A 26,297-nucleotide genomic window follows, 5' to 3' on the forward strand; every position below is an offset into this window, starting at 1 on the left:
CGCTGCAGCGGGAGACGCGCCAGAATCGTGGCGGATGACGTCATGACGCCGGGCAGCAACCGGCAGCGAAACACTGAGCAGTCGGAGGCACGATGATTCTGGACAAGCTGTTTCAAGTGATGGCGGACAAGAATGCCTCCGACATCTTCGTGTCGGCCGGCGCGCCGATCGCGATCAAGATCCAGGGCACGACGGTGCCGATAAACCAGCGCGTGATGGATCCGGAAACCATCCAGCGCATGGCGTACGAAATGCTCACGCCGGAGCAGCAGGCGCGTTTCGAGAAGACACGCGAACTGAATCTGTCGTTCGGCCGGCGCGATCTCGGCAATTTCCGGGTCAACATGTTCTGGCAGCGCGGCAGCATCGCGATGGTGGTGCGCTACATCCTGGGCGACATTCCGCCGCTCGACACGCTGGGCCTGCCGCCGGTGCTGTCCGAAGTCATCATGGAAAAGCGCGGCCTGGTGCTGGTGGTCGGTTCGACCGGTTCCGGCAAGTCGACGACGATGGCGGCGATGATCGATCACCGCAACCAGCACAAGTCCGGCCACATCCTGACGGTCGAAGACCCGATCGAATACCTGTTCAAGCACAAGAAGTCGATCGTCAATCAGCGCGAGATCGGCATGGACACCGAAGGCTGGGCGCCGGCGCTGAAGAACGCGATGCGCCAGGCGCCGGACTGCATCCTGATCGGCGAAATCCGCGATCTGGAAACCATGCAGGCCGCCCTCGCCTATGCCCAGACCGGCCACCTGTGTCTGGCCACGCTGCATGCCAACAATGCGCACCATGCGCTGAACCGCATCGTCAATTTCTTCCCGCTGGAAAGCCGGCAGCTGCTATTCCTCGATCTGGCGGTCACCTTGAAGGCCATCGTGTCGCAGCGGCTGGTGCGCAAGCCGGATGGCCGGCGCATGCCGGCGGTCGAAATCCTGCTCAACACGCGCCACATTTCCGAGCTGATCGACCGCGGCGAGGTCAACAGCGTGAAGGAAGCGATGGAACGCAGCATGGCGCCCGGCTCGCAAACCTTCGAGCAGGATCTGTTCCGGCTGTACCGCGAAGGTGAAATCACGCTCGACGAGGCCTTGTCGAATTCGGACTCGCCGACCAACCTGTCGTGGCTGATCAACAATTCGCAGTTCGGCGTGAATGAAACGCCGAAGAACGACGCACCTAAAGCGGACGAACCCGATCTTGAAACCACGGTGCCCGGCGGCGCCTCGTTCGCCGAGTTTTCGCTCAATCTGGAAGATGGCAGTCGGTAAGTGCCTTGCGGCGGCCGGCCGGCCCGGACGTCGCCGATGACCGATGTGGCCGCACCCGACGCCGACTCGCTCGCCGCCGACACCCTCGCGCTGACGAAGCAGTTGATCGCCCGGCGCTCCATCACGCCGGACGACGCCGGCTGTCTCGACATGATCGGTGCGCGTCTTGCCGCCATCGGGTTCAGGCTCGAACGCATGGACGCGGGTGGCGTGTCGAATCTGTGGGCGCGGCGCGGCACAAGCGGGCCGGTGTTCTGCTTCGCCGGCCACACCGACGTAGTGCCGACCGGGCCGCTCGATCAGTGGCGCAGCGATCCGTTCGTACCGGTGGTCCGTGACGGCCTGCTGATAGGGCGTGGTGCCGCGGACATGAAGGCCTCGCTGGCGGCGTTCGTGACCGCGACCGAAAGTTTCGTCGCGCGGCATCCGCAACACGCCGGTTCGATCGCCTTCCTGCTCACGTCGGACGAAGAAGGCGAGGCGCTGCACGGGTCGGCGCACGTGGTGCGGACGCTTGCGGCACGCGGCGAGCGGCTGGACTGGTGCGTGGTCGGCGAGCCGACCTCGGTCGATCGGCTGGGCGACATGGTGAAGAATGGCCGGCGCGGCTCGCTGTCGGGCGTGCTGACGGTGCGCGGCGTGCAGGGCCACATCGCCTACCCGCAACTGGCGCGCAACCCGATCCACGAATTCGGCCCGGCACTGGCCGAATTGGCGGCCCTGCGCTGGGACGACGGCAACGCGCACTTTCCGCCCACCTGCTGGCAGGTATCGAACATCAGCGCCGGCACCGGCGCGGGCAACATGATTCCCGGCACGCTGGAAGCGCGCTTCAACTTCCGCTTTTCGACCGCCAGCACACCGGCGTCGCTGCAGGCCCGACTGACCGAAGTGCTGGACCGCCATCTGAAGGATTACTCGCTGGACTGGACACTGGGCGGCCTGCCCTGGCTGACGCCGCCCGGCAGCCTGGTCGATGCGGCACTTGCCGCCATCCGCGAGGTCACCGGAGTCGAGGCGACGCTGTCGACCACTGGCGGCACGTCTGACGGACGATTCATCGCCGATATCTGTGCGCAGGTGCTTGAAATCGGCCCCTGCAATGCGACCATCCACAAACTGAATGAAGCCGTTGCAGTGGCCGACCTCGAACCGCTGTCACGCATCCATGCCACCCTGCTCGACCGACTGATCGGTCACTGAAACCTGCCATGACTGTCACCGCCCCTCCCGAACTGAACACCGTACGCGACTGGCTGCGCTATGCGGTCAGCCGCATGCGTGCGGCCGACGTCGCCTTCGGCCAGGGCTTCGTCGATGCCTATGACGAAGCCGCCTATCTGGTGCTGCACACGCTGCATCTGCCGCTCGACCGGCTGGAGCCCTTCCTTGACGCGCACCTGAGCGGTGCCGAATGCCGGGCGATCGCGCAGGTGCTGGACCGCCGCGTCACCGACCGCGAACCGGCCGCCTACATCACCGGCGAAGCCTGGCTCGGCCCGCTGCGCTTCAAGGTCGATTCGCGGGTCATCATTCCGCGCTCGCATATTTTCGAACTGATGCAGGATGGCTTCGAGCCCTGGCTCGACGACATGGCCGAAGGACCCGGCCATGTGCTCGACCTGTGCACCGGTTCCGCTTGTCTGGCCATCGCCGCGGCACATTACTTCCCGGAGGCGCAGGTCGACGCCGTCGATCTGTCGGCCGGCGCGCTCGAAGTCGCGGCGCTCAACGTCGCAGACCATGGCCTCGCCGACCGGGTGGAACTGCTGCACGGCGACCTGTTCGCCCCGCTCAAGGGGCGGCGCTACGGCCTCATCCTGTCCAATCCGCCCTATGTGACCGACGACGCGATGGCCGCGCTGCCCGACGAATTCCAGCGCGAACCGGCGATGGCGCTCGCTGCCGGCGCGGATGGCATGGACATCGTGCGGCGCATTGTCGCCGACGCGCGAACGCACCTGAATCCGGGCGGCCTGCTGCTGGTAGAAGTCGGTCACAACCAGGCCGAAACCGAACAGGCGCTGCCCGACCTGCCGCTGGTCTGGCTCGACACGCCGTCGGCCAGCGCGCCGGTGTTCCTGCTGCGGGCCGAAGACCTCGGCTGATGTCCGGGCTGCCGACGCCTCAAGCCCATCCGACCGGCCGCGCGCCCGGTGCGCTGTGGCGCCTGGTCGCACTGGCGGGCTTCGTCGTGCTGCTGGCGCTCGGGCTGGCGACATTGTCGTCACGCAGCGATGTCGGCACGCTGCACGGCGAACTCGCACCGGAAGTCGCCCGGCTGCTGGCGTTGCAGCGCCGCGGCGAGATCGAGCAGTTGCTGCGCGACCCGATCGAACGCGGAGTCATCACCGACGCGACAGTCAGCGATGATCAGGGCGGCATCGTCCTGCGCATCGGCAATCCGGGTTCCGCCGAAGAGGGCGTACTGATCCGGACCGAAGGTCCGCTGCGGCACAAAGCGGTACAGATCGGCTGGTTTTCTGTCGGCACGCAGCAGACCGGCGCCCATTCGCCGCTGCTCGCTCTCCTGCTGGGCGCGATCGCACTGGGGGCGCTGTGTCTCCTTGCGACGCAGGGCGCGCGCCTGATGATGGAGCGCCGGCTGGGCCGCTCGGTGAATGCCCTGACCGCGGCAACCCGGGCACTGGCCGCCGGCACGCCGCGGGCCGCGGCCGCGCTGCCTGCCGACGATGCGCTGGCGCCGCTTGATGCTGCGCTGGCGGCAGCCGGCGAAGCACTGCAACAGGAGCGCGACCGCCTTGCCGCGCAACTGGCACGGCTCGAGCGACTCGCGCTGTCGCACGACGAAGCGGAGTGGGAGTGGCAGCTCGACACCGGCGACATCTGGTACAGCGCACGCTTTCCATCGCTGCTGGGTTACGAGGCGGACGATGGCTTCAGCCAGCAGTTCAACTGGACCGCCGCCACGCATCCCGACGACGCAACCATCGTGCGGCGTGCGCGGGAGCGCCTGGTGGCGCGCGAGATCGAACGCAGCGACGACCCGATCCGCCTGCGCGCCCGCGACGGTACCTACCGCTGGTTCCGCCTGCGCGCGGTGGCCAGCCACGACGCCGCAGGCACGGCGGTGCGCCTGACCGGCACGCTCGAAGACGTGACGCGCGAGCGCATGACCCTCGATTCGCTGCGCGAAAGCGAGGCGCGGCTGTTCCACGCGGTGCGCGGTTCTTTCGACGGCGCCTGGGACTGGGACATCGGCGCCGGCCGCTACTACCTGTCGCCGCGACTGAGCGAACTGCTCGGCATGCAGCAGTCGCTGCAGCCGCAAACCCACGAACAGCTGCTGGAACGGGTGCATCCGGACGATCTGTCGCGACTCGAACATGCGATCGACGAACACTTCCTGCGGCGCGAGTCGTTCGACATCGAATACCGCATGCGACACGAAGCAGGTCACTACCTGTGGGTGCGCGACCGCGGTCTGGCGACCCGCAGCGACAAGGGGAAGGTGCTGCGCTTTTCCGGATCGATCACCGATATCACCGAGCGCAAGCGTGCCGAACACGCCACGCGCGCACTGGCGGCCGAAAAGCAGGCACTGCTCGACGATGTGCCGGTCGCCATCGTGTATGCGCGCAACGGTCGCATCGCCGACTGCAATCGCCGCTGCGAAGAGATTTTCGCCTACCGGCGCGATGAACTGATCGGCGAAACGGTCGGCCGTTTCTTCCACGACGAAGACGATCTCGACGCCCTGCTGCAGGGTGCTGGGTCGAGCGCGCCGGCACCGCACGCCCAGGAATCCGTGCTGTGCCGCGGTGACGGCAGCGCGCTGCACGCCTACATTTCGGTGCGACAGCTTGAACACGATGTCCAGGCAGGTGGCGAGACGATCTGGATCTTTTCCGACGACACGGCCCGGAGGCGCGCCCTTGACGCGGCGCGGCGCGAGGAGAACTTCTCTGCCGCGCTGGTGCGCAGCATGCCCGGCGCCTTCTTCCTGCTCGACGCAAGGGGCATGCTGCGGCAGTGGAACGAAAACCTGCAGGCCATCACCGGAATGTCGGCGGCTGACCTGCTCGGCAAGGCAACGCTTGACCTGTTTCCGCCCGAAAGCCACCGTCTGCTGAAGCGCCAGGCGCGGCGGGCACTGGTCCAGCTCGATGCCAGTTTCGAAGCCGACCTGCTGGCGGCCGATGGCGAGCCGCGCGCCCACGCCTTCAGCCTGTACCGCATCGACCTCGACGGTTTGCCGCACCTGCTCGGCACCGGACTCGACATCCGCGCACAGAAGGAAGCCGAACGCAGCGTGGTCGCACTGAACCAGCGCCTGGAAACCCGGGTGCGCGAACGAACGGCTGAACTGCTGACCGCCATGCGCGAACTGGAAAGCTTCAGCTATTCGATTTCGCACGATCTGGCTGCACCGTTACGGGGCATCGACGGCTTCTCGCGCATGATCGAGGAAGACTATGCCGAGAAACTCGACGACCGCGGCCGCGACTATCTGCAGCGCATCCGCGCCGCCACCCAGCGCATGCACCGGCTGATCGACGACCTGCTCGGCCTGGCACGCATCACCCGCAATGAAATGAACAGGCAGAACGTCGACGTCAGTGCACTGGCGCGCGACATTGCTGCAGAAATGACGCGCAGCGAACCTCAGCGGCGGGCAGAATTCCTCATTCAGCCGTCGATGCGCGTGTATGCTGACGCGAATCTGTTGCGTATCGCATTGGATAATTTGTTGCGTAACGCATGGAAATTCACCGGTCGCCACGAGGCTGCACGCATCGAAATCGGCTGCTTGCAACACGATCGGGAGCTCGTGTATTTTGTGAAAGATGACGGCGCAGGATTCGATATGCGGTACGCATCCAAGCTATTCGGACCATTCCAGCGTCTGCATTCGGTCGGCGACTTCACCGGCAGCGGAATCGGGCTTGCGATCGTGCACCGGATCGTCCATCGACATGGCGGCCGTATATGGGCTGAAGCAGAAGTCGAACGCGGGGCATGCTTTTATTTCACGCTCGAGTCCGTTCCGGCCGGAAACGGATGACCTTGGACTGGTTCTCTTATGGCAAGCGAACGCCCGATACTGCTGGTTGAAGACAATCCCGACGATGAAGCGCTGACGCTGCGGGCGTTCAACAAGAACCGCATCGCCAACGAGGTCATCGTGGCGCGCGACGGCGTCGAGGCGCTCGACTACCTGTTCGGTACCGGCAGCCACGCCGGGCGTGATCTTTCGGTGGCCCCGGCGGTCGTGTTGCTGGACCTGAAACTGCCCCGCGTCGATGGTCTCGAAGTGCTGCGCCGCGTACGCGCAGACGCCCGCACCAACCTGCTCCCGGTCGTCATCCTGACCACCTCGCGCGAACAGCAGGACATCTACGAGGCTTACCAGCTCGGCGCCAACAGCTACATCCGCAAACCGGTCGATTTCGAAAAGTTCATCTACGCGGTCGGCCAGCTCGGCCTGTACTGGCTGGTGCTGAACGAACCGGTCGATCCGCCCGGAGTTTGACCGGCCAAGCCCCTCCGGCAGACCCATGACCGGGGAATCGCGAAATGCGGACATCCCTCTGGCTGTGGCAGGAGCCGACCTCGCCTTGATGTAACTGTTGCACAACCATGGTCGCTGAACGACCGCGATTTCTGTGGGAGCGGCGGCCTGTGGAAGCGGCGGCCTCGCCGCGATACTCACGCTGCACAACGACCATCTCGGCACTGATCGCGGCGAGGCCGCCGCTCCCACAACGCCGCTCCCACAGGTGACGCCGCTACACCGGTGAAGCCACTTCCGCAGGGGACTTCACGCCCGGCGCGACCGCGCGATCTGGCGCGACAGCATGATCACCGGCAGCAATCCGACCGCGACGATGGTCAGCGCGGCAGTCGATGCTTCCTGCAGCCGTTCGTCGCTGGCCAGCGTGTAGGCCTGGGTGGCCAGCGTGTCGAAGTTGAACGGGCGCATGACCAGCGTGGCCGGCAGTTCCTTCATCACATCGACGAACACCAGCAGCGCGGCGGTCAGCAGGCTGCCGCGCAGCATCGGCCAGTGCACGCGGCGCAGCGTGGCGCCGGCGCCCAGCCCGAGACTGCGCGCCGCTTCGTCCATGCTGGGCGTGATGCGCGCCAGACCGGATTCGACCGACTGCAGCGACACGGTCAGAAAGCGCGCCAGATACGCGTAGACCAGTGCGCCGATGCCACCGGTCAGCAGCAGACCCGGGTTGTTGCCGGTCCACTGCAGCCACAGCCCGGACAGCACATGATCGAGCCGGGTGACCGGAATCAGGATGCCGACTGCAATCACCGCACCCGGCACGGCGTAGCCGAGGCCGACCACCGAACGCGCCAGTGCAACCATGCGCGAGCGGCTGCTGCGCGCGGCATAGGCCAGCAGCAGCGCCAGCGCCACGGCGAGGACGCTGGCGGCAGCAGCCAACGTGAAGCTGTTCGCCGCGAGACGGATGAAGCGCTGGCCGAACTGCGCATCCCCTTCGGACATCGCCCAACTCAGCAGCACACCGGCCGGCACGATGAACCCGGCCGCCAGCGGCAGCAGGCACAGCCCGGTGACCAGCCAGCCGGCGCCCCGACCCAGCGTGTGGCGACGCGCGCTGGCGCCGGCCCGACCGCTGTCATTGAAGCGCGCGGCGCCGCGCGTGAGCCGCTCCGCCAGCAACAGCATGGCGACGAAACCGAGCAGCAGCGCGGCCAGCTGGGCAGCCGCGACACGGTCGCCGAGCGAAAACCAGGCGCGGTAGATGCCGGTGGTGAAGGTCTGCACGCCGAAGTAGCTCACCGCACCGTAGTCGGCCAGCGTTTCCATCAGCGCGAGCGACACGCCGGCCACGATGGCCGGGCGCGCCAGCGGCAGCGACACGCGGAAGAACGCCGCCCAGGCGCCCTGCCCCAGCATGCGCGCGGCCTCGGTCAGGCCGGCCGCCCGTTCGAGCAGCGATTGCCGCGTCAGCAGATAGACGTAGGGGTAGAGCACGGCGATGAACATGCAGGCCGCGCCGCCGGTCGTGCGGACATCGGGAAACCAGTAGTCGCCGCGTTCCCAGCCGAAGGTATCGCGCAGCGCGGTCTGCACCGGGCCGACGAACTGCAGCAGATCGGTATAGGTGTAGGCCATCACGTAGGCGGGGGTGGCCAGCGGCAGCACCAGCGCCCAGTCGAGCACGCGCCGGCCGGGAAATTCCCACATCACACTGGCCCACGCGGTCGACACGCCGATCAGCGCGGTACCCAGACCGACCCACAGGCACAGCCACAGCGTGCTGGCAACGTACTCCGGCAATACGGTCGAGGCCAGATGCGACCAGGTACCCGACGTTCCGCCTTGCAGCAGGTTGACCAGCACCGAAATGACCGGCGCCGCCACGAGCAGCGCAAGCAGCAGTGCGATCAGCGACAGCAGTGAGAGGCGACGCAGGTGCAAGGGGCGGTGTGTGGTGCGTGCAGGGAGCCCCCCGGAACAGACGATGCGCAGGGAGCGGATTAGCAGCATTATAATTGAGAGCTATTATCGATATCGGCCGGCAGCGGGTTTTTCCGCGCAACGGCGTTCACACTGCGGAGCCATGCCACAACTTGTGCTTGATTCAGTCCGGATCGCCTACGGCCAGACCGGAGTGGTGCACGACCTTTCGCTGAGTCTGGCGCGCGGCCGCATCGGTTGCCTGCTCGGCCCGTCCGGCTGCGGCAAGACCTCGGTGTTGCGCGCCATCGCCGGTTTCGAACCGCTGCAGGGCGGAACCATCGCGATCAACGGCGAAATCGTGTCATCGGCGACCACGCATCGCGCACCTGAACGCCGGCGCGTCGGCATGGTGTTCCAGGACTTTGCGCTGTTCCCGCATCTGAGCGTGGCTGACAACGTCGCCTTCGGTCTGGTCGAAGGTTCGCGTGCCGCGCGTCGCGCACGCGCCGAAGAGATGCTTGCGGTGGTCGGCCTGGCCGAACACGCAGACAAGTTTCCGCACCAGCTGTCGGGCGGCCAGCAGCAACGCGTGGCACTGGCGCGCGCACTGGCACCCGACCCGGAACTGCTGCTGCTGGACGAGCCCTTCTCCAGCCTTGACGTCGAACTTCGTTCCCGCCTGGCCATAGATCTGCGCGACATCCTGAAGGAACGCGGCATCACCGCCATTCTGGTCACGCACGACCAGCAGGAAGCGTTCGTGATCGCCGACGAAATCGGCGTGATGCAGGCCGGACGCCTGCAGCAATGGGACAGCGCCTACAACCTCTACCATCGCCCGGAAAGCCGTTTCGTGGCCGATTTCGTCGGCCAGGGCGTATTCCTGCCCGGCCGGCTGCGCAGCGACAACGAGGTGGAACTGGAACTGGGCATCCTGCGCAGCGAGTTCCCGTTCGCCTGCGAAGATGACTGCCCGCGCTGCATGGCCGACAGTCAGGTCGATGTGCTGCTGCGACCGGACGATCTCGTGCACGACGACGCGGCACTGCTGCGCGCCGAGGTGATCGCAAAATCCTTTCGCGGCGCGGAGTTCCTGTACACCTTGCGGCTGGCGTCGGGCCGGCGGGTGTTGTCGCTGGTGCCATCGCACCACAACCACGCAATCGGCGAATTCATCGGCATCCGGCTCGACGCCGACCACGTGGTCGCCTTCCGTCATCCGGAATCGGCCACCGACCATCCGTGATCCCCTGGCTTGAACCCGGAGCGCCCTTTCCATCGGTTGAAAGGGCGCTGCGCGATCCCGACGGGCTGCTCGCCGCCGGCCTCGAGCTGACGCCGGATCGCATACTGGACGCCTACCGCCGAGGCATCTTTCCGTGGTTTTCCGAAGGCCAGCCTGTGCTGTGGTGGAGTCCGGATCCGCGCATGGTGCTGGTGCCGTCCGAAATCCGCATCACGCGTTCGATGCTCAAGGTGCTGCGCAACCGGCCGTACGAGGTGCGCTGCGACAGCGCGTTCGAGTCGGTCATGCGCGCCTGTGCAGCGCCGCGAGAGGGTCAGGCCGGGACCTGGATCAGCGACGAAATGATCGAGGCCTACGGCGCACTGCACGAGCGCGGCTACGTGCACAGCGTGGAAACCTGGATCGACGGCCGGCTGGCCGGCGGGCTGTACGGCATGGCGATCGGCCGCATGTTCTACGGCGAGTCGATGTTCTCGACCGAGCGCGACGCATCCAAGATTGCGCTCGTTCATCTGGCGCGCTATCTTGAATCGCAGGGATTCGGGCTGATCGACTGCCAGATGAACACCGACCACCTTGGCAGCATGGGCGGTCGTGAAATACCGCGGCGCGAATTCTGCCGCGTCATGGCACAGTGCATCACTGACGGGCCGATGCCCGGACGCTGGCCGACTGACCTTATTCCACCTTACTTTCGCACCTGAATCCGTTCGACGCGATGGCGCTTCTCAAGGACCTTCCATTCACCTCGCTGCAGTTCTACGCCACGGCGCCGTACGCCTGCTCGTACCTGCCGGGTCGCACCGCGCGCTCGCAGGTGGCGACACCGTCGAACCTGATCGATGCCAACCTGTACAGCGATCTGGTGCGGACCGGCTTCCGGCGCAGCGGCGTATTCACCTACCGACCCTACTGCGACGCCTGCCGCGCCTGCACGCCGGTGCGCGTGCGGGTGGACGAATTCAGGTCCACACGCAGCCAGCGGCGCGCGCTGACCCATCACGCCAACCTGCAGACGCGCGAAGCGCCGCTCGCCTTCCGCGACGAGCACTACGACCTTTACCAGCGCTACCAGTCGAGCCGGCACAGCGGTGGCGGCATGGACCAGGATTCGCGCGAGCAGTATTCGCACTTCCTGCTGCAGAGCCACGTCGATACGCGGCTGATCGAATTCCGCGAAGGCCATGCCACCGACGGCCCGCTGCGCATCGTCAGCATCGTCGACATCCTCGATGACGGCCTGTCGTCCGTGTACACCTATTACGACCCCGATGTGCCGGGTGCCAGCTACGGCACCTACAACATCCTGTGGCAGATCGACCTGGCACGCCTGCTCGGCCTGAGCTACCTGTATCTGGGCTACTGGATAGAAGACAGTCCGAAAATGGCCTACAAGGCGCGCTTCCAGCCGCTCGAAGGCCGCGTGAACGGCGATTGGCGACTGCTCGACGACCTTACGCCCGAATGAGGTGGCGGCATCATCGCCGCCCGCCTCCGTCTCCCGAACGCCTGTCTTCCGGATTTTTCCCATGCTCTATCCGCTGCTGCGGCCGCTGCTGTTTTCACTCGACGCCGAACGCGCCCACGACCTGACACTGGCCACGCTGTCGCGCGCGCCATCGCTGATTCCGGCGCAGCACCTGCCGGCCCGGCCGGTGCAGTGCATGGGCCTGACATTCCCGAATCCGGTTGGCCTGGCCGCCGGGCTGGACAAGAACGGCGCCGCGATCGACGGGTTGGCGCGGCTCGGCTTCGGCTTCATCGAAATCGGCACGATCACGCCGCGCCCGCAGCCGGGCAACCCCAAGCCGCGCATGTTCCGGCTGCCGGCAGCGCAGGGCATCATCAACCGCATGGGCTTCAACAACCTCGGGCTGGACGTGCTGATCGGGAATGTCGAACATTCGACTTTCGTGCGCGACGGCGGCATTCTCGGCATCAATATCGGCAAGAACGCCGATACGCCGATCGAGCGCGCCGTCGATGACTACCTGATCGGCCTGCGCGGCGCGCATGCGCACGCGAGCTATATCACGGTCAACATTTCCAGCCCGAACACGAAGAATCTGCGTCAGCTGCAAGGCAGCGACGAGTTGAATGCGCTGCTCGGCGCACTTGATGCCGAGCGGCAGACGCTGGATGCCGGCGCCGGCCGGCGCGTTCCGCTGGCGCTGAAAATCGCGCCTGACCTCGACGAGGCGCAGATCGATGCCATCGCCGAGGCTGCCGTACGCCACCACATCGACGCACTGATCGCCACCAACACCACGCTGTCGCGCGAAGGCGTCGAAATGCTGCCACACGGCGCGGAAACCGGCGGCCTGTCGGGCGCGCCGGTGCGCAGCCGATCGACGGCGGTGCTGGCCGCGCTGTCGCAGCGGCTGGCCGGCCGCGTGGCGCTAATCGGCGTCGGCGGCATAACCGAAGGCCGCCATGCGCGGGAGAAGATCGACGCCGGCGCGCAGCTGGTGCAGCTCTACAGCGGCCTGATCTATCGCGGCCCGACGCTGGTGGCCGAGGCGGCGGCGGCACTGCGCTGAGCGCCCAATATTCGGGAATTTTTCCCGAGTTCAGCGTCGCTCGTCCAGGTCATCCGGAGGCGTAAGGCCTTGTCCATTCGCCATCCGGGACACGCGAGCAGCCCGGATCGCCTGAATTCACTGGCGTCACAAGCACCGCCAATTGAAGTAAAGTCCGCCGCTGCCTCGCAGTTCGCCGCTTTCGACATGCCCGGGCCCTGTCTGCACGCAACAGATGAATCCAGACTCGCTTCTTCGCCCGCCCTACATCGCCTACTTCCGGGATTTTTCCGGCCTGCGCTCGCCGTTCTGGATTGCGGCGCTGGTGCTGTCCGTCCTGTTTCATGCCTATGTCGTGTGGCAGGCATCGCACTACATGCCGCCGCCGCCCGAAGCGGAAGAACTCCGGGTCGACGTGCGCATGATCGAGCCGCCACCACCACCTCCTCCTCCTCCTCCGCCGGTGGTGGTCGTACCGCCTCCGCCGGCACCGCCGCCGCCAAAACCGGTGCCCAAGCCGCCGAAGGAAGTGCCACGTCAGCCACCCCCGCCGATCGTGGCGGCGCCGCCGGCACCCGCTGCACCGGCTGAGCGTGTTGTGCCGGCTCAACCGGAGCCGACGCCACTGCCACCGATCGACGTGCCACCACCGCCACCGGCCCCACCACCCCAGGTCACCGCGCCGCCTGTGCCGGCTGCGCCGGCCGAAGACCTGAATGCGCTGATCGACGGGTTCGGTCGAGATCTGCTGCGCGCGTTCGAAGCGAACAAGATCTACCCGCGCGTGGCGCAGATGCGCAACATCGAAGGCAAGCTGAAGCTGAAGCTGTTCTTTGAGAATGGCGAGTTGGTCAACGTCGTGGTCGTCGAAGGCAGCGGAAACAAGCTGCTGGACGACGCCGCAATAGCCGACGGGCGCAAACTCAAGTCACTTGTAATGCCGGGCAGGCTGACGCGGGAAACGTTTACTCGCGAGTGGTGGGTCAATTACACGCTGAAGTAGGGACGCCGGCTCAAACCCGGTAGTAGTCGCGGTACCAGCGCACGAAGCGCGCCACACCCTCGCCGATCGCTGTGCCCGGCATGAAGCCGGTCCACTCGATCAGTTCCGACACGTCAGCATAGGTCGCCGGCACGTCGCCCGGCTGCATCGGCAGCAGATTTTTCTGCGCCGCTATGCCGACGGCGTCCTCGATGGCTGCGATGAAATCCATCAGCAGCACCGGGCCCTGATTGCCGATGTTGAATACCCGGTAGGGCGCGCGCGAATGGCCGGGATGCGGCGCCAGCGGATCGAATGCCGGATCGGCTTCGGCAGCGCGATCGAGCGTGCGGATGACCCCTTCGGCAATGTCGTCGACGTAGGTGAAATCGCGCTGCATCCGGCCGTGATTGAACACGTCGATCGGCCGCCCTTCGAGAATGGCCCGGGTGAACAGGAACAGTGCCATGTCGGGTCGGCCCCACGGTCCATATACGGTGAAGAAGCGCAGACCGGTGGTCGGCAGGCCATACAGATGGCTGTAGGTGTGCGCCATCAGCTCGTTGGCCTTCTTGGTCGCGGCGTAAAGGCTGACCGGGTGATCGACGCTGTCGGCTTCCGAAAACGGCATCTTCTCGTTGCCGCCGTAAACGCTGGAACTGCTGGCATAGACCAGATGCGCGACGCCGGCGTGACGGCAACCTTCGAGCACGTTCATGAAGCCGACGATGTTGGCGTCGATGTAGGCATCCGGGTTCTGCAGCGAATAGCGCACGCCGGCCTGGGCCGCCAGATGCACGACACGGTCAAACCCTTCGGCAGCAAACAGCGCCGCCATGCCCGGGCGGTCCTCGACGCCCATCTTCACGAAGCGGAACGCCGGGTGCGGCGTCAGCCGCGCCAGCCGGGCCTCTTTCAGCCGCACATCGTAGTAGTCGTTCAGGTTGTCGAGCCCGACCACCTCGTCGCCGCGCTCGAGCAGGCGCTGCGCCACATGCATGCCGATAAAACCGGCCGCGCCGGTCAGCAGGACTTTCATGGGTGAATCCTCACGGCCGGCCGATGGCCGAGTATTCGATGCCGAAGCTGCGCGGCACGTCCGGCTCGTAAAGATTGCGCCCGTCGAAGATCACCGGCTGCTTGAGCGTCGTCCGGATCCGCTCGAAGTCCGGGCTGCGGAATTCCTTCCACTCGGTCACGATCACCAGCGCGTCCGCATCTTCCAGCGCATCCATCGGCTTGTCGGCATAGCTCAGCCGCGGCTCGTCTGCGTAGATGCGCTGCGTCTCCGTCATCGCCACCGGGTCGTACGCCCTCACCGTCGCACCGCGCCTGAACAGCTCGCCGATGATCACCCGGCTCGGTGCTTCGCGCATGTCGTCGGTGTTCGGCTTGAACGCCAGGCCCCACAGCGCGAAACGACGACCCGACAGGTCTTCGCCGAACTTCGCGACGATCTTGTCCACCAGCACCCGCTTCTGAGCGTCGTTGGCGTCTTCGACCGCCTGCAGCACCTTCAGCGTCTGCCCCTCGTCGCGCGCCGTGCGGATCAGCGCCTTCACGTCCTTCGGAAAGCAGCTGCCGCCGTAGCCGCAGCCGGCATACAGGAAGTGGTAGCCGATGCGCGGGTCGCTGCCGATGCCCTGGCGCACCATTTCGATGTCCGCGCCCATACGGTCGGCCAGCAGTGCCAGTTCGTTCATGAAGCTGATGCGCGTCGCCAGCATCGCATTGGCTGCGTACTTGGTCAGTTCAGCGCTGCGCAGGTCCATCACCACCAGCTTGTCGCGGTTGCGCTGGAACGGCGCGTACAGCGCGCGCATCAGGTGGATCGCTCGCTCGTCGTCGGCGCCCACGACGATGCGGTCCGGCCGCATGAAGTCTTCCACCGCCGCGCCTTCCTTCAGGAACTCCGGGTTGGACACGACCGCGAATTCGACTTCATTGCCGCGTTTCGCCAGTTCGTCGGCGATCGCCGCCTTCACCTTGTCCGCCGTGCCCACCGGCACCGTGCTCTTGTCGACCACCACCTTGTAGTCGGTCATCAGCCGGCCGATGCTGCGCGCCGCCGCCAGCACGTACTGCAGGTCGGCCGAGCCGTCTTCGTCCGGCGGCGTGCCCACCGCGATGAACTGGATGGTGCCGAAGCGCACCGCCTCGGCCACGTCGGTCGTGAAGTGCAGACGCCCGGCTTCCACGTTTCGCGCCACCACCGCGTCGAGCCCCGGCTCGTGGATCGGAATGCCGCCCTCGTTCAGGATGCGGATCTTCTCCGGATCCAGGTCCAGGCACAGCACGTCGTTGCCCATCTCGGCCATGCAGGCCCCGGACACCAGGCCCACGTACCCGGTGCCGATTACGGTGATCTTCATTCAGTCAGCCCTGAAAAGTTTCGGAAATCGGTGCGGCTCACCGCCGGATCAGTCAGCATCGAGCGCAGCCAGCAGCGCCTGCAAAGTCGCTTCGCCCAGCCGCCTGCTGCGCGCTGCCGACCAGCCGAAAAGCCCATCCGGCAGGTTGGCGTTGTCCTTGAACGGCATTTCGAGCGTCAACGACAGGCAACCGAACTGCTGAAAGACCCACTTCGAAGCCAGCGTGAGCATTTCGTCGCTGAAGCGATCGGGCGCATAACCGCGCTCGGTCTGGAAATCCGGCGTCACCGCACGCAGGGTGTCCGAAAAGCGCTTTTCGGTCCGCGCGTGTGCATCAGAGAAGCCGGGCACCATGCCGTTGCCGTCGACAAAGACGAACGGTAGTGTCTCGTCGCCATGGATGTCGAGGAACACGTCCACACCGGTGCCCAGCATGCGCGCCCTGACCAAAGCCACTTCCGGGCTGTCGGTCAGGTCCGGCTCGCGCCAGGCACGGTTCAGATTGACGCCGCGAGCGTTGGTACGCAGATTGCCGCGCACCGAGCCGTCCGGATTCATGTTCGGTACCACGAAAAAACAGGCGCGCTCAAGAAGCCTGCGCGACACCGGGTCTGACGTGTCGTAAAGCCGCTCGAGCAGGCCTTCGACGAAAAATTCCGCCATGGTTTCACCCGGATGTTGCCGGGCGATGACCCAGATCCGGCGCTTGCCGGGCGCCGCGCGGCCGATCGTGATCAGGTTCAGGTCACGCCCATCCGGTGTCGCGCCGAGGTCGCTGACGGTCGCCACCGGCGATGCATCGGCCGTGCCGAGCAGATCGAGGTGACGCTCCCACGGAAAAGGTTCGAAGTAGGCGAAATAGACGCTGTCGAAATCCGGCGTCAGGCCGAATACGTAGTGCTGGCCGTCGTAATGGCCCGACTGCAGGCGGAACCAGTTGCGCCGGTCATAGGACGCCACGACGCGGTAGCCCTCCCAGCCACCCGCAAAGGTGGCCTGCCCGGCGTTCTCGAACACCAGCGTGCAGGCCTGCGCGCGCGCGCCCTGCAGGCGGAAGTGAAACCACTGGCGAACGTCGGCTGCGTTGTCGTCGCGCAACCGCAGGCGGATGTTCGAAGGGTTCGATACATCGACGACCTCGATGGCGCCGCTGTCGAACTGGCTGCTGATTCTGATCAAGAGTGCGCTCCAAAGTGATCCGCGGGCGAGTATACCGGCCGACTCGCCGGCCCGGCTTGGTAGAATCCGCGCTCAGCTTCCGGACCCCGATATGAAACGCACCCGATTTTCCCGCCGTGGCGGCCTCGGCCAGGACGCCGCCCAGCTCACCCGTCTTGCCGACGGACTGGCGTTGTCGGCCAGCCGTGTCGAAGACCGTTATTGGGAGTCGCGACTGACCGAACTGGTGGCCCGATTGCTTGCCGACCGCAACGAAGAAACGCTCAGCGGCGCGCTCGATCACCTGTGGAAGGACAATCCGGCTGCTTATGATGAACTGGCCGATGCGATCGAAGCCGGTGTCGAATGCGGCCTGCCCGGCAAGACCGCGCAGGACTGGGACGCGGTCGTATTCACGGCACCGCTGCTTGCGTGGTCGCGCTTTTCCATTCCGGCCGGTCCGATCGCCGCGCCGCTGCTCGACACGCTGCGCACGCAGCTCGGCGCTCACGTGATGAGCGCGCACGCGAAAATCGCACTGGCCGACTACCTGTTCAGCCCGGATCAGCTGCCGCGCGGCTATGTCGAGGCGCGCGACCTGAGCGACGATCTGGGCGAAGCCGCCCTCGCCGGCATTGACCTGAAGCTTGAAGCCGAATCGATGGGTGAAACCAGCAGCTTCCTGTCGGACACCCGCTACCTGATCGGGATTGCGATTGCGCCGCGCGGCGCGGCGCTGTTCCGCTGGCAGGAGGCCGACGGTGCGCGCGAGGATGCGGTGAAGCAGTGGCAGACCCAGGGCGCAGCGGCGCTGGCACCGATGATGCAGGGCTGCGCCTACGAGTTGCTGGCGCCGAACGCCTTCCATACCGCCTGCCGCGACGCCGATCGCGCCTCGCGTGCCTATTCGCTGCACGCCTCGGTGTCTTTCCTCGAAGGTGCGCTGAACACGAAGGCCAGTGGATTGCGCGCCATCATCGCGCCCTTCCACGACCAGCAGCTGGAGGAATACCGCATCAGCTTCACCGTCGGCGAGTCGAATGAAGTCGTGCACGGCGTGGTGTGGGCGCTGCTCGGCGCAGAAGACGAAGAAAGCGACATCGTCGGCGAGATCGAGGGCGTGCTGCGCAGCTGCGGCGTGACCGACATTCTGGTGCTCGACCATCGCATGCCGATGGAGTACTGCGACGACTGCGGCGCCCCGATGTACGCCGATGCCGACGGCCAGCCGGTGCACGCCGGTCTGCCGGAAGACGGCGAACAGGCGCCTGCACATCTGCATTGACCGAATCTGCCTTGACCGCACCGACTGCCCCGATGGGGCGGTCGTCGGCCCCACGGTCGTACCCTCTCTTTTCAGTCTGAAGCCATGTCGCTCGAAACCGAAGTCGCCCGCCGGCGCACCTTTGCCATCATTTCCCACCCGGACGCGGGCAAGACCACGCTGACCGAAAAGCTGCTGCTGTTCGCAGGCGCGATCCAGATCGCCGGCAGCGTGAAGGCGCGCAAGGCGGCGCGTCACGCCACGTCGGACTGGATGGAAATCGAGAAGCAGCGTGGCATTTCGGTAGCCAGCTCGGTGATGCAGATGGAGTACCGCGACTGCATCGTGAACCTGCTCGACACACCGGGCCACCGCGACTTCTCGGAAGACACCTACCGCGTGCTGACCGCCGTGGATGCGGCGCTGATGGTGATCGACGCCGCCAATGGCGTCGAAGCACAGACCCTGCGACTGCTCGAAGTCTGCCGCGCGCGCAACACGCCCATCATCACCTTCATCAACAAGATGGATCGCGAAGTGCGCGCGCCGCTCGACCTGATCGACGAGCTGGAGCGCACGCTGGGCATGGACGTCGCACCCTTCACCTGGCCGCTCGGCATGGGCAAGGAGTTTGCAGGTGTGTATGAAATGCACGCCGACCGCATGCGCGTGTTCCGCGCGGGTGAAGACCGCATTTCCGGCAAGGAGGAGACGCTGCAGGGTCTGGATAACCCGGAAATCGCAAAACGCTACCCGATGCAGCTTGCAACGGCGCACAACGAGATCGACCTGGTGCGCGATGCCGCCCCGCCCTTCGACCGGGCCGAATTCCTGGCCGGCCGGCAGACACCGGTGTTCTTCGGTTCGGCGATCAACAACTTCGGCGTCAAGGAAGTGCTGGACGCGCTGGTCGAACTGGCGCCGCCGCCCGGCGCGCGGCCGGCCATACAGCGCCGGGTCGAGCCGAACGAGGCAAAGCTGTCCGGCGTGGTGTTCAAGATCCAGGCCAATATGGATCCGTCGCACCGCGACCGCATCGCATTCGTGCGCGTGTGCTCCGGTCACTTCCAGCGCGGCATGAAGCTCAAGGTCAGTCGCAACGGCAAGGAAATCCGGCCGAACAATGTGGTCACCTTCCTGTCGCAGCGGCGCGAACTTCTGGAAGAAGCCTACGCCGGCGACATCATCGGCATTCCGAACCACGGCACGCTGCAGCTGGGTGACACATTGACCGAAGGCGAAACGCTGCAATTCACCGGGCTGCCCTTCTTCGCACCCGAATTGTTCCAGGGTGTTGAAATACGTGATCCCTTGAGAACCAAGCAGTTGCGTTCAGGTCTTGAACAATTGGGTGAAGAAGGCGCCATCCAGGTGTTCCGGCCGCTGGCGGGCGGCACGCTGCTGCTGGGCGCCGTCGGCCAACTGCAGTTCGAGGTGGTGATCCACCGGCTGAAGGCGGAATACGGTGTTGACGCGCGACTGGAAGGCACGCGCTACTGCATGGCGCGCTGGGTGACCTGCGACGACGAACGCGAGCTGAAGCGCTTCATCGACGCCAATGCGCACCGCATTGCCTACGACGCGGTGAATGCGCCGGCCTTTCTCGCCACGATGAATGCCGAATTGCGGGTGGCGCAGGAAAAATGGACCAAGATCAAATTCCACGCCATGCGCGAACATGCGGGCCTGATGTTCGCCAGCCACTGAAGCACCAGCGACACACTACTGCCCCATCGGCATGATGCCGTTGCCGACCAGCACCTGGGTGACGGTACCGTCGGCGCTGGTGGCGAAGCTGACCGGCGTGTTGGCCGGAATGTCGGCAAGGGTCCGGCCCTTGCCCAGCCGACCCTGTTTATCGACGATGAAGATGACGGTATTGGCGTTTCCCTTGTAGCGCTTGCCGTTGATCGTCATCGCGCCGGTAGCCGTATCGATGTTGCTGACGTAGCCCTGCTGCTCGTACAGCGACGGATTCGATAACGGATGCAGCGGCTCGGCCGCCTGCAGTGGCAGCGTGACTGCGCCGCACAGCGAAGCGGCGAGGATGTGGCGGATGGTCATATTCATGTTCAGTCTCCGATGATTTCTTTCCACGACACCCGGCCGGCGCGCAAGCCGTCCGACACCGCGCGCGAGCGTGCAGTGCCATCCGAGCCGCCGACGATCTGCTGCTTGCCGATCTGCAGCGGGCTGCCGGGCAGGCTGTCTGTGCTGTAGCCGCTGCCGACGACACGGCGGCTGGTGCTGCCTTCGGTATGCGTCACCTGGTCGCTCGCATCGACGACGCCATTGCGGGTGAAATCGAACACATCGAAATCCTGCCGGCCGCCGGTGAAGGGATTCACGCCCATCACCCAGCCACGGCCGCCAGGTTCGCATGGATTGCTGCTCGGAATGAGCGTGCTGGCGAACAAGGTTGTGGCACCCAGTACCGGCGGGTTGATGATGCGTTCGCCTTCGGCACCGGCCGTCGGCGACTGCAGATCGATGTACCAGCCGCGCTTGGCGCTCATGCTGGTGCCGCCGGTGGTGTCACCCGGCTTGGAGATCACGCGGTAATTGTCGCCCTGCCCGGTCGAGCCCTCCTGCAGGATGACACGCGCGGCCAGATTGCTGCGACTGCCGATCCGGGTGCCGGTGTCGTTCACGCCATACCAGGTCTGCGCGGCGGTACTGCCTGGATCGGACGTCGCCAGATAGCGGCCGGTACCGAAAAATATCCACAACTTCCGGTCGGCCGGATTGAAACCGATGCTGACGCCGCCGGTGATCGGCTGCACCGCATCGGTCGAGCTGCGCGCCGTGAACAATGACCGCGGCGCGGCGACGGTACCGTAGCCGGTGCGCCACTGCGCCGGATCGCTGTTGCTCAGGTTGAACTTCCACAGATTGCCCAGCAGGTCGCCGGCGTAGAAGTAATCGAAGTCGCCGTCGCGGTCGACGTCTACGCCTTCCGGTGCCGCCAGACCATTGGGCGAGGTGCTCGAACCCTGCATCGTGTCGATGCGTTGCACCAGGGCGCCGTTGGCGATGTTGAGCACGAGCAATACGGCTCGCTCGTCGGCACTGTTGTAGCCATTGCCGATCACCACCGCCCAGTTGCCGTCATTCATGCGCGCAATGACCGGATTGCCGACGGTCTGGCCGAGGTCGGCGTGGGTGTATTCCCACAGCACCTTGTTCGCCGCGAAGCTGTCCGGGTTCGTCACGTCCAGCGCATAGACGGTCTTGCCGCCGCGCCCCTGGGTGCCGATCAGCACGGTGCGCCAGGCCCCGGAGAAATAGACCTCGGCCACGACAGGAGAGCCGTCGTTGATGAACTTGTGGACGTATTCCGGATTGGCCAGCAACTTCATCGTGCTGAAGGCACCCGTCGGTACGTAGGCAAAACGCTCTTCACCGGTGCGCGCATCGAAGGCATGCAGCATGCCGTCATTGGCCGCGACATAAACCATTTCGCGCCGGCTGGCGACAGCGGTGCGATGCGCCTGATAGGTGCTTGCGCCGGTCCAGCCGAAGCGTTCGTAGCGCAGGTCGGTGACCGCACCGACATAGGCCGGCAGCGAATTGACGATGTCGCCCAGCACGCTGGTGCGGTTGCGCAAGGTGCCGCCGTTGCGAGCTTCGCCCGTGGTCGCCCCACGCAGGTAATCCAGCGTGGCCGACGAGCCGATTGCGGTGCGCTGGGCCGCGCTCAGATTGGCCCACTGAAACGTGATGCCTGCAGTACCGGACCAGGTGTAGATGTTGCGGCTGGCCGCTGCGGGGATGTGCTCAGACGCCTTCCAGGACGGCGTTGCCGCAATCGTTCCATCGGTATTGATGCGCGTGGCGACCAGGTCGCCGGTCCAGTTGCCGCCGACGAAGCGCGACTGGAACAGCAGCGTGTTACTGGTCAGTGACGTACTGGTGGCCGTGACGTTGCCTGTCGAGGCCACCCGTTCGCTGATGTCGGTCAGCACGGCCGACAGGCCATCGGTGAATTGCTGCGGATCGGCGGCATTCACGAACGCACCACGCCCGTTGAGCGTGGCGTGCCACAGGTCGTCGAGCTTGGCGGGCGAGCTGTTCGCCGGATCGGGCCAGCTCTTGGTGCCCGCGGTGAGCGCCGGCAGGTCGGTCGCCGGATCCAGCGTGCCGCTGACGCCCAGCGACAGACCGAAGGTCACCATGTGCTGCCAGTTGGCGCTGTCGCGTGCGCTGGTGGGAACGTTGTTCGCAATGCCGGTGCGCAGGTCACGCTTGTAGTAGTACATCGCGATATCGGCCAGCGTATTGCTGTGCGTGTCACGATACGGACGCGCTTCGGTGCCATCGGCGTTGCCGATCGCCGTCAACGCGAAGGCGTCACTCCAGTAACCGTCCGTCGTCAGGATGGTGAAGGATTGCCGGCAGGTCAGCGGATTCGCATATCCGGTCTGCAGCCAGGGGTCCCCGGTACCGGTCTTGTTCTCGAAGTAGTTGCCGGCCCAGTTCAACGCGGTGCGCAGCGGCGTGCCGCTGGTACCGATGTCGGTGTCCAGCAGGCGACTGAACCAGGTTTCCCGATTGGTGCCGGTGAAGCCGCCGTCGGTCGGAATCAGCAATTCGCCTGAACCGTTGATCGTGCGGAAGCCGACGCGGTAATTCTCGCCGAGCTGACCAAACGCGATCGACGCGCCTGCGCGGGCCGTCAGGATGCGGCTGCGGTAGTAGGAAAACCAGTTGGCGAAATTCTGCGTCTCCTCCGCCACGGTACGCGTCGCCCCATTGGGCCAGGTGAAGCTCGTGACCTCGACTTCACCCGCTGTGATCGGGTCACGCTTGTAGGCGCGCGTGCCGCGGATCTGGTACTTGGTGTAGTTGGCCGCCGAGGCGCGTGAGCCATTACCGCGATAGATGTAGAAGGTGATCGGCCAGAAGTTCTGGTTGCACGCACCCAGGCAACTGTAGGCAGCCGAGTTCAGATTGGTATTCGTGGTGTTGGCGAACCAGCGTGCCGACTGTGTCTGTTCCGCTGTGAGATTCAGCGTACCGAGCGTCGTATCCGCCGGGTTGTAGGGCGCAGCAGTGGTACTCGCATTGCCGAACGATGCGCCGGTGTGCGTCAGCCATGGGCGGTAAGCCACCTGCGGGTTGTAGAACACCGCATTGTTGTCCGGCGAGCGGCCGAAGAAATTGTGGATGTTGTTGTCCTGGAAGGTCGGGGCTCGCCGCTCATACGTGTCGCCGCCGTACAGACTGTTCGGAGGCGGAAACAGGTAGTACGAGAAGTACAGGTTTTCGTCCGGCATCACCTCCCACTGCATCGAGCCCGAGTCGTCGAGCAGGAACATGAGGTTGGGTGCGACCGCGCTGCCCACCACCAGCGGTGCGTCGGCGATGTCGACCGCGGCGCGGGCCGGCGCGCTTGCCAGGAGCATGGCGACCTGCACTGAGGCGACCAGCAGGAAGTAGAGCATTCGATGGAAGGTGATCATGGTCTGTACGTGGTCTGCAGCAGCACGGCGGGCCGACCGGCAACCGGCGCACTGCGGGCCGTGATGCGGTAGCGTGGCTTGAGGCAATCGGCGGCGATCGTCGTGACCGTGTCGCAATCGGGCGTGGATGGCCAGAGACCGAGGTCCTCGATGAGATACTGCGGAACGCCGGCCGCCTTGGCACGGGTATCGGCGTCGGCTGCTTCCCACCAGACGGTCGCCGACGCCCACACGGCGGCCGGATCCTCCCAGCGGTTCAGGAATGAGTTAGCACCCGGTGTCGGCTTGGCGTAAAGGCCGCTTACGGTCCCGTCAAACGGCCCCGCTGTGCCGTTCGCCAGCAGGGTTTCCGCCTCGCGCAGCGACGATTCGGCCGCCTGGAAGGCGATCGCACGGTCGTACAGATTGGCGCTCATGCGCTCCTGCATGCCGGTGCCGCGCATGCTGGCCAGACCCAGCAGCGTCACGGCGAGCAGCAGCATCAGCGCGACGACCAGCGTCACGCCGCGTTGCCGGGCGGGCAGCATCGCTTTCATGACATGCGGTTCCTGAGCATGACCACGTGGGTCATCGTGCGTCGCACGCGGTCGGCCGCGGTCGATGGGCGGTCAGGTTCGTCGATGATCAGCTGCAGGCGCACGCCAAGCACGGCATTCCAGTCGGTCACCGCCGTCGCGGCGACGTAGGCGGTCGTGCCTTCCACCAGATAGTCGAGTTGCAGGTCGACCACACCGTCGATCACCTCTTCGGCGACCAGCGACAAGGTACCCGCGTTGTTCTGCGGCGCCACGCGATACAGCGAGCGCGACGTGGTCGTGGTGCGCCCGTTGTTGCCGACGTACCAGGCGAGCGATTCAAGCCGCATCGCGACCGCGTTGGCCTCGAAGCGATAGGTCTGGCCGGTGGCGCTGCAGTCGGGCGGGTTGGCAAAGCCCAGTCCGCGCGAGCAGTTGCCCGGCGAGCCAGCGTTGCTGTGTTCGGCCTGAGTGCCATTGGCGCCGGTCACCTGGAACAGGCTGGCCTGACTGAAGTTGCACACGATGGCCAGATCGCCGGTGGCGAGCGCCCGGTTGGCCGGGCTGAACGTGAGCGTCTGCGTCGCGGTATCGTGCGCCGATACCGTCTGCGGCTGGCTGCCGGTGCGCATGACCTGCAGCGCCGACGTACCGGCCACGCGCTGACCGGCAGCGCTGCCGAACGGCGCGCCGGCAAAGGCCTCGCTGCCACCGTAACCGCGCAGACCGCCGTTCCATTGCGTCCACCACAGCGACGAGGGATTGTTCAGCACGTTGACGAACTGCAGGGCGCCGCCGCAGGAATTCAGGCCGGCATCGCGGATGTCGCGCGCCAGCAGTTCGAAGCCTGTGCGGGCGGCCTCCTGAATACGCGACAGGCCTTCGGTCATGTTGTAGGTCTGCCGGTTCGACAGCACCAGCCCGATCGCGGTACCGGTGATGAACAGGCCGATGGCGAGCGCAATCATCAACTCGATCAGCGTGCGTCCATGCTGTGCCTGAAGGCGCATCACAGGCGGGCCTCGATCCGGAACAGCTGATTGGTGGCGCCGCCACGGGCGCGGCTGTCGTCCCAGCGCACGGTGATCATGCAGCTGCCGGTCGCACCACCGGTGCAGGCCACCCCGCCACAGGCCGAACTGCCCATGCTGGTCTGCAGGTCTGCGATCCAGTTGGCAAGCTGCGTGTCGGCAAATGATCCGGCGGCCGGCGGCGTGCAGGCGCCATCTGCCAGCGCAAGGTTGTAGCTTCCGCTGCGGGCAGCAGCCACATCGGCGCGCAGCCGGTCGATCATCGTATAGGCACCGAGCACGGCGGCGCTGCGTTCGTAGGAACTCTGGTTGGAACGCAGCGAGGCCATCTGAAGCGCCGCCATGCCGAGCATGCCGACCGACAGCACGAACAGCGCAACGGCGACTTCGATCAGCGATACACCCGCCTGCGCCTTCATCAGGTATCTCCCGGTGCCGCGCAGCTGGCCGACGTGCTGCGTGCCACTCCGATGCGACTGCCGCCACCCAGACGTACATCGCGCGCATTGCTGGTCATGCCATCGATGACCGTGCACAGACGCAGGGTGCCTGACTGCAGCATCGTCTGTCCTGGTGCCCGCGCCAGGCCATCGGGACGGTAGACCACGCGGTTGCCGCTGGCTGCCAGCGCGGGGCTCGCGAGCGCCCTGACCTGGTCGCCCAGAAAAACATGGGTTCGCACCACGACCTCGACCGGGTTGGTGGCGGCATCCGGATTGTAGGCACCACTGCCGTCGGCATCGATGAACACCATCCAGCCTGCCCAGGTGCCGGTGGCATCGGTGACGCAGCCGCCTGCAGCATCGATCTGCCCGGCCGTCACCGCTGCCCGGCACAGCACGCTGCGCGCGTTGCCGCGAATGGCTTCCGCACGCGCGCTGTTCATGCCGGCAATGAATTCATTGGCTTCGGCAGTCAGTCGATTCATCACGACCAGACTCTGGAACGAGGGCACGGCAAAGGTGGTCACCACCGCCAGGATGGCGATGGTGATCATCAGTTCGATCAGCGTGAAGCCCGAAGCGGGCGAACGGCGAAACATCGGCGGACAAAGGGAAGGCGATCCCTCTGT

Annotated in this window: 22 protein-coding genes; 12 read left to right on the plus strand and 10 right to left on the minus strand. The window is 65.6% G+C overall.

Going from position 1 to position 26,297, the window contains the following annotated elements:
- Window positions 1–92 precede the first annotated feature (92 nt).
- Genes BSY238_RS00990 through BSY238_RS01010 form a run of 5 tightly spaced genes read left to right on the plus strand, consistent with a single transcriptional unit; the run spans window position 93 to window position 6,768 of the window.
- A complete protein-coding gene (locus BSY238_RS00990) occupies window positions 93–1,274 on the plus strand; it encodes a PilT/PilU family type 4a pilus ATPase (RefSeq protein WP_069037504.1) in 1,182 nt (393 codons plus the stop codon).
- 36 nt (window positions 1,275–1,310) lie between these two features.
- Entirely contained in the window at window positions 1,311–2,477 is a 1,167-nt protein-coding gene (gene dapE / locus BSY238_RS00995; protein ID WP_069037505.1) for a succinyl-diaminopimelate desuccinylase, read from the plus strand.
- A gap of 8 nt (window positions 2,478–2,485) precedes the next feature.
- Window positions 2,486–3,382 (plus strand): 50S ribosomal protein L3 N(5)-glutamine methyltransferase, encoded by an 897-nt coding sequence (gene prmB, locus BSY238_RS01000; protein WP_069037506.1) that lies wholly within the window; start codon window positions 2,486–2,488, stop codon window positions 3,380–3,382.
- Window positions 3,382–6,300 (plus strand): PAS domain-containing sensor histidine kinase, encoded by a 2,919-nt coding sequence (locus BSY238_RS01005; RefSeq protein WP_069037507.1) that lies wholly within the window; start codon window positions 3,382–3,384, stop codon window positions 6,298–6,300. The genes prmB and BSY238_RS01005 overlap by 1 nt, the downstream gene beginning before the upstream one ends.
- A gap of 18 nt (window positions 6,301–6,318) precedes the next feature.
- Entirely contained in the window at window positions 6,319–6,768 is a 450-nt protein-coding gene (locus tag BSY238_RS01010) for a response regulator (RefSeq protein WP_069037508.1), read from the plus strand.
- Window positions 6,769–7,056: 288 nt separating this feature from the next.
- Here BSY238_RS01010 and BSY238_RS01015 read toward each other — a convergent pair whose 3' ends face one another.
- A complete protein-coding gene (locus tag BSY238_RS01015) occupies window positions 7,057–8,694 on the minus strand; it encodes an ABC transporter permease (RefSeq protein WP_223300221.1) in 1,638 nt (545 codons plus the stop codon).
- Window positions 8,695–8,836: 142 nt separating this feature from the next.
- Here BSY238_RS01015 and BSY238_RS19025 point away from each other — a divergent pair, with 142 nt between their 5' ends.
- From BSY238_RS19025 to BSY238_RS01040, 5 genes are all read left to right on the plus strand, one after another.
- Window positions 8,837–9,922, plus strand: coding sequence for an ABC transporter ATP-binding protein (locus BSY238_RS19025; protein ID WP_069037509.1), 1,086 nt, complete (start codon window positions 8,837–8,839; stop codon window positions 9,920–9,922).
- Entirely contained in the window at window positions 9,919–10,626 is a 708-nt protein-coding gene (gene aat / locus BSY238_RS01025; RefSeq protein ID WP_069037510.1) for a leucyl/phenylalanyl-tRNA--protein transferase, read from the plus strand. The genes BSY238_RS19025 and aat overlap by 4 nt, the downstream gene beginning before the upstream one ends.
- A 14-nt stretch (window positions 10,627–10,640) precedes the next feature.
- Window positions 10,641–11,390, plus strand: coding sequence for an arginyltransferase (locus tag BSY238_RS01030; protein ID WP_069037511.1), 750 nt, complete (start codon window positions 10,641–10,643; stop codon window positions 11,388–11,390).
- A gap of 61 nt (window positions 11,391–11,451) precedes the next feature.
- Window positions 11,452–12,462: a quinone-dependent dihydroorotate dehydrogenase gene (locus BSY238_RS01035; RefSeq protein WP_069037512.1), complete on the plus strand. Its 1,011-nt coding sequence runs from the start codon at window positions 11,452–11,454 to the stop codon at window positions 12,460–12,462.
- A gap of 214 nt (window positions 12,463–12,676) precedes the next feature.
- The gene (locus BSY238_RS01040; RefSeq protein ID WP_069037513.1) at window positions 12,677–13,444 is read left to right on the plus strand and encodes an energy transducer TonB; all 768 of its coding nucleotides are present in this window, start codon (window positions 12,677–12,679) and stop codon (window positions 13,442–13,444) included.
- 10 nt (window positions 13,445–13,454) lie between these two features.
- Here the strand turns inward: BSY238_RS01040 and BSY238_RS01045 are convergent, their stop codons facing one another.
- From BSY238_RS01045 to BSY238_RS01055, 3 genes are read right to left on the minus strand one after another with little or no spacing between them, the layout of a single operon-like run.
- Window positions 13,455–14,462 (minus strand): NAD-dependent epimerase, encoded by a 1,008-nt coding sequence (locus tag BSY238_RS01045; RefSeq protein WP_069037514.1) that lies wholly within the window; start codon window positions 14,460–14,462, stop codon window positions 13,455–13,457.
- A 10-nt stretch (window positions 14,463–14,472) separates the two neighbouring features.
- Complete coding sequence (locus BSY238_RS01050; RefSeq protein ID WP_069037515.1) at window positions 14,473–15,795, minus strand: UDP-glucose dehydrogenase family protein; 1,323 nt, start codon at window positions 15,793–15,795, stop codon at window positions 14,473–14,475.
- A 48-nt stretch (window positions 15,796–15,843) separates the two neighbouring features.
- Complete coding sequence (locus BSY238_RS01055; protein WP_069037516.1) at window positions 15,844–16,974, minus strand: M14 family metallopeptidase; 1,131 nt, start codon at window positions 16,972–16,974, stop codon at window positions 15,844–15,846.
- A gap of 91 nt (window positions 16,975–17,065) precedes the next feature.
- Here BSY238_RS01055 and BSY238_RS01060 point away from each other — a divergent pair, with 91 nt between their 5' ends.
- Together BSY238_RS01060 and BSY238_RS01065 are read left to right on the plus strand one after the other, a co-directional pair.
- A complete protein-coding gene (locus BSY238_RS01060; protein WP_069037517.1) occupies window positions 17,066–18,238 on the plus strand; it encodes a DUF2863 family protein in 1,173 nt (390 codons plus the stop codon).
- 84 nt (window positions 18,239–18,322) lie between these two features.
- On the plus strand, window positions 18,323–19,924 hold the full coding sequence (locus BSY238_RS01065; RefSeq protein WP_069037518.1) for a peptide chain release factor 3: 1,602 nt from the start codon (window positions 18,323–18,325) through the stop codon (window positions 19,922–19,924).
- 15 nt (window positions 19,925–19,939) lie between these two features.
- Here BSY238_RS01065 and BSY238_RS01070 read toward each other — a convergent pair whose 3' ends face one another.
- Genes BSY238_RS01070 through BSY238_RS01095 form a run of 6 tightly spaced genes read right to left on the minus strand, consistent with a single transcriptional unit; the run spans window position 19,940 to window position 26,267 of the window.
- Window positions 19,940–20,287, minus strand: coding sequence for a hypothetical protein (locus tag BSY238_RS01070; protein WP_069037519.1), 348 nt, complete (start codon window positions 20,285–20,287; stop codon window positions 19,940–19,942).
- Between the two features lie 2 nt (window positions 20,288–20,289).
- Window positions 20,290–23,679, minus strand: a complete 3,390-nt coding sequence (locus BSY238_RS01075; protein ID WP_083223861.1) for a pilus assembly protein — start codon at window positions 23,677–23,679, stop codon at window positions 20,290–20,292.
- A complete protein-coding gene (locus BSY238_RS01080) occupies window positions 23,676–24,215 on the minus strand; it encodes a pilus assembly PilX family protein (protein ID WP_069037520.1) in 540 nt (179 codons plus the stop codon). The genes BSY238_RS01075 and BSY238_RS01080 overlap by 4 nt, the downstream gene beginning before the upstream one ends.
- Window positions 24,212–25,204, minus strand: coding sequence for a PilW family protein (locus tag BSY238_RS01085; RefSeq protein WP_069037521.1), 993 nt, complete (start codon window positions 25,202–25,204; stop codon window positions 24,212–24,214). Before BSY238_RS01085 ends, BSY238_RS01080 begins: the two co-directional genes overlap by 4 nt.
- Window positions 25,204–25,644, minus strand: a complete 441-nt coding sequence (gene pilV, locus BSY238_RS01090) for a type IV pilus modification protein PilV (protein ID WP_069037522.1) — start codon at window positions 25,642–25,644, stop codon at window positions 25,204–25,206. The genes BSY238_RS01085 and pilV overlap by 1 nt, the downstream gene beginning before the upstream one ends.
- Entirely contained in the window at window positions 25,644–26,267 is a 624-nt protein-coding gene (locus tag BSY238_RS01095) for a GspH/FimT family pseudopilin (RefSeq protein WP_069037523.1), read from the minus strand. The genes pilV and BSY238_RS01095 overlap by 1 nt, the downstream gene beginning before the upstream one ends.
- Window positions 26,268–26,297 lie beyond the last annotated feature (30 nt).

The sequence above is a fragment of the Methyloversatilis sp. RAC08 genome (assembly GCF_001713355.1).
In the GTDB taxonomy this organism is placed as follows: Bacteria; Pseudomonadota; Gammaproteobacteria; order Burkholderiales; family Rhodocyclaceae; genus Methyloversatilis.

Coding starts and splice junctions, on each gene's coding strand:
- BSY238_RS00990 (WP_069037504.1), top strand. CDS start 93: ATGATTCTGGACAAGCTGTTTCAAGTGATGGCGGACAAGAATGCCTCC.
- dapE (WP_069037505.1), top strand. CDS start 1,311: ATGACCGATGTGGCCGCACCCGACGCCGACTCGCTCGCCGCCGACACC.
- prmB (WP_069037506.1), top strand. CDS start 2,486: ATGACTGTCACCGCCCCTCCCGAACTGAACACCGTACGCGACTGGCTG.
- BSY238_RS01005 (WP_069037507.1), top strand. CDS start 3,382: ATGTCCGGGCTGCCGACGCCTCAAGCCCATCCGACCGGCCGCGCGCCC.
- BSY238_RS01010 (WP_069037508.1), top strand. CDS start 6,319: ATGGCAAGCGAACGCCCGATACTGCTGGTTGAAGACAATCCCGACGAT.
- BSY238_RS19025 (WP_069037509.1), top strand. CDS start 8,837: ATGCCACAACTTGTGCTTGATTCAGTCCGGATCGCCTACGGCCAGACC.
- BSY238_RS01030 (WP_069037511.1), top strand. CDS start 10,641: ATGGCGCTTCTCAAGGACCTTCCATTCACCTCGCTGCAGTTCTACGCC.
- BSY238_RS01035 (WP_069037512.1), top strand. CDS start 11,452: ATGCTCTATCCGCTGCTGCGGCCGCTGCTGTTTTCACTCGACGCCGAA.
- BSY238_RS01040 (WP_069037513.1), top strand. CDS start 12,677: ATGAATCCAGACTCGCTTCTTCGCCCGCCCTACATCGCCTACTTCCGG.
- BSY238_RS01045 (WP_069037514.1), bottom strand. CDS start 14,462: ATGAAAGTCCTGCTGACCGGCGCGGCCGGTTTTATCGGCATGCATGTG.
- BSY238_RS01050 (WP_069037515.1), bottom strand. CDS start 15,795: ATGAAGATCACCGTAATCGGCACCGGGTACGTGGGCCTGGTGTCCGGG.
- BSY238_RS01060 (WP_069037517.1), top strand. CDS start 17,066: ATGAAACGCACCCGATTTTCCCGCCGTGGCGGCCTCGGCCAGGACGCC.
- BSY238_RS01065 (WP_069037518.1), top strand. CDS start 18,323: ATGTCGCTCGAAACCGAAGTCGCCCGCCGGCGCACCTTTGCCATCATT.
- BSY238_RS01070 (WP_069037519.1), bottom strand. CDS start 20,287: ATGAATATGACCATCCGCCACATCCTCGCCGCTTCGCTGTGCGGCGCA.
- BSY238_RS01075 (WP_083223861.1), bottom strand. CDS start 23,679: ATGATCACCTTCCATCGAATGCTCTACTTCCTGCTGGTCGCCTCAGTG.
- BSY238_RS01080 (WP_069037520.1), bottom strand. CDS start 24,215: ATGAAAGCGATGCTGCCCGCCCGGCAACGCGGCGTGACGCTGGTCGTC.
- BSY238_RS01085 (WP_069037521.1), bottom strand. CDS start 25,204: ATGCGCCTTCAGGCACAGCATGGACGCACGCTGATCGAGTTGATGATT.
- pilV (WP_069037522.1), bottom strand. CDS start 25,644: ATGAAGGCGCAGGCGGGTGTATCGCTGATCGAAGTCGCCGTTGCGCTG.
- BSY238_RS01095 (WP_069037523.1), bottom strand. CDS start 26,267: ATGTTTCGCCGTTCGCCCGCTTCGGGCTTCACGCTGATCGAACTGATG.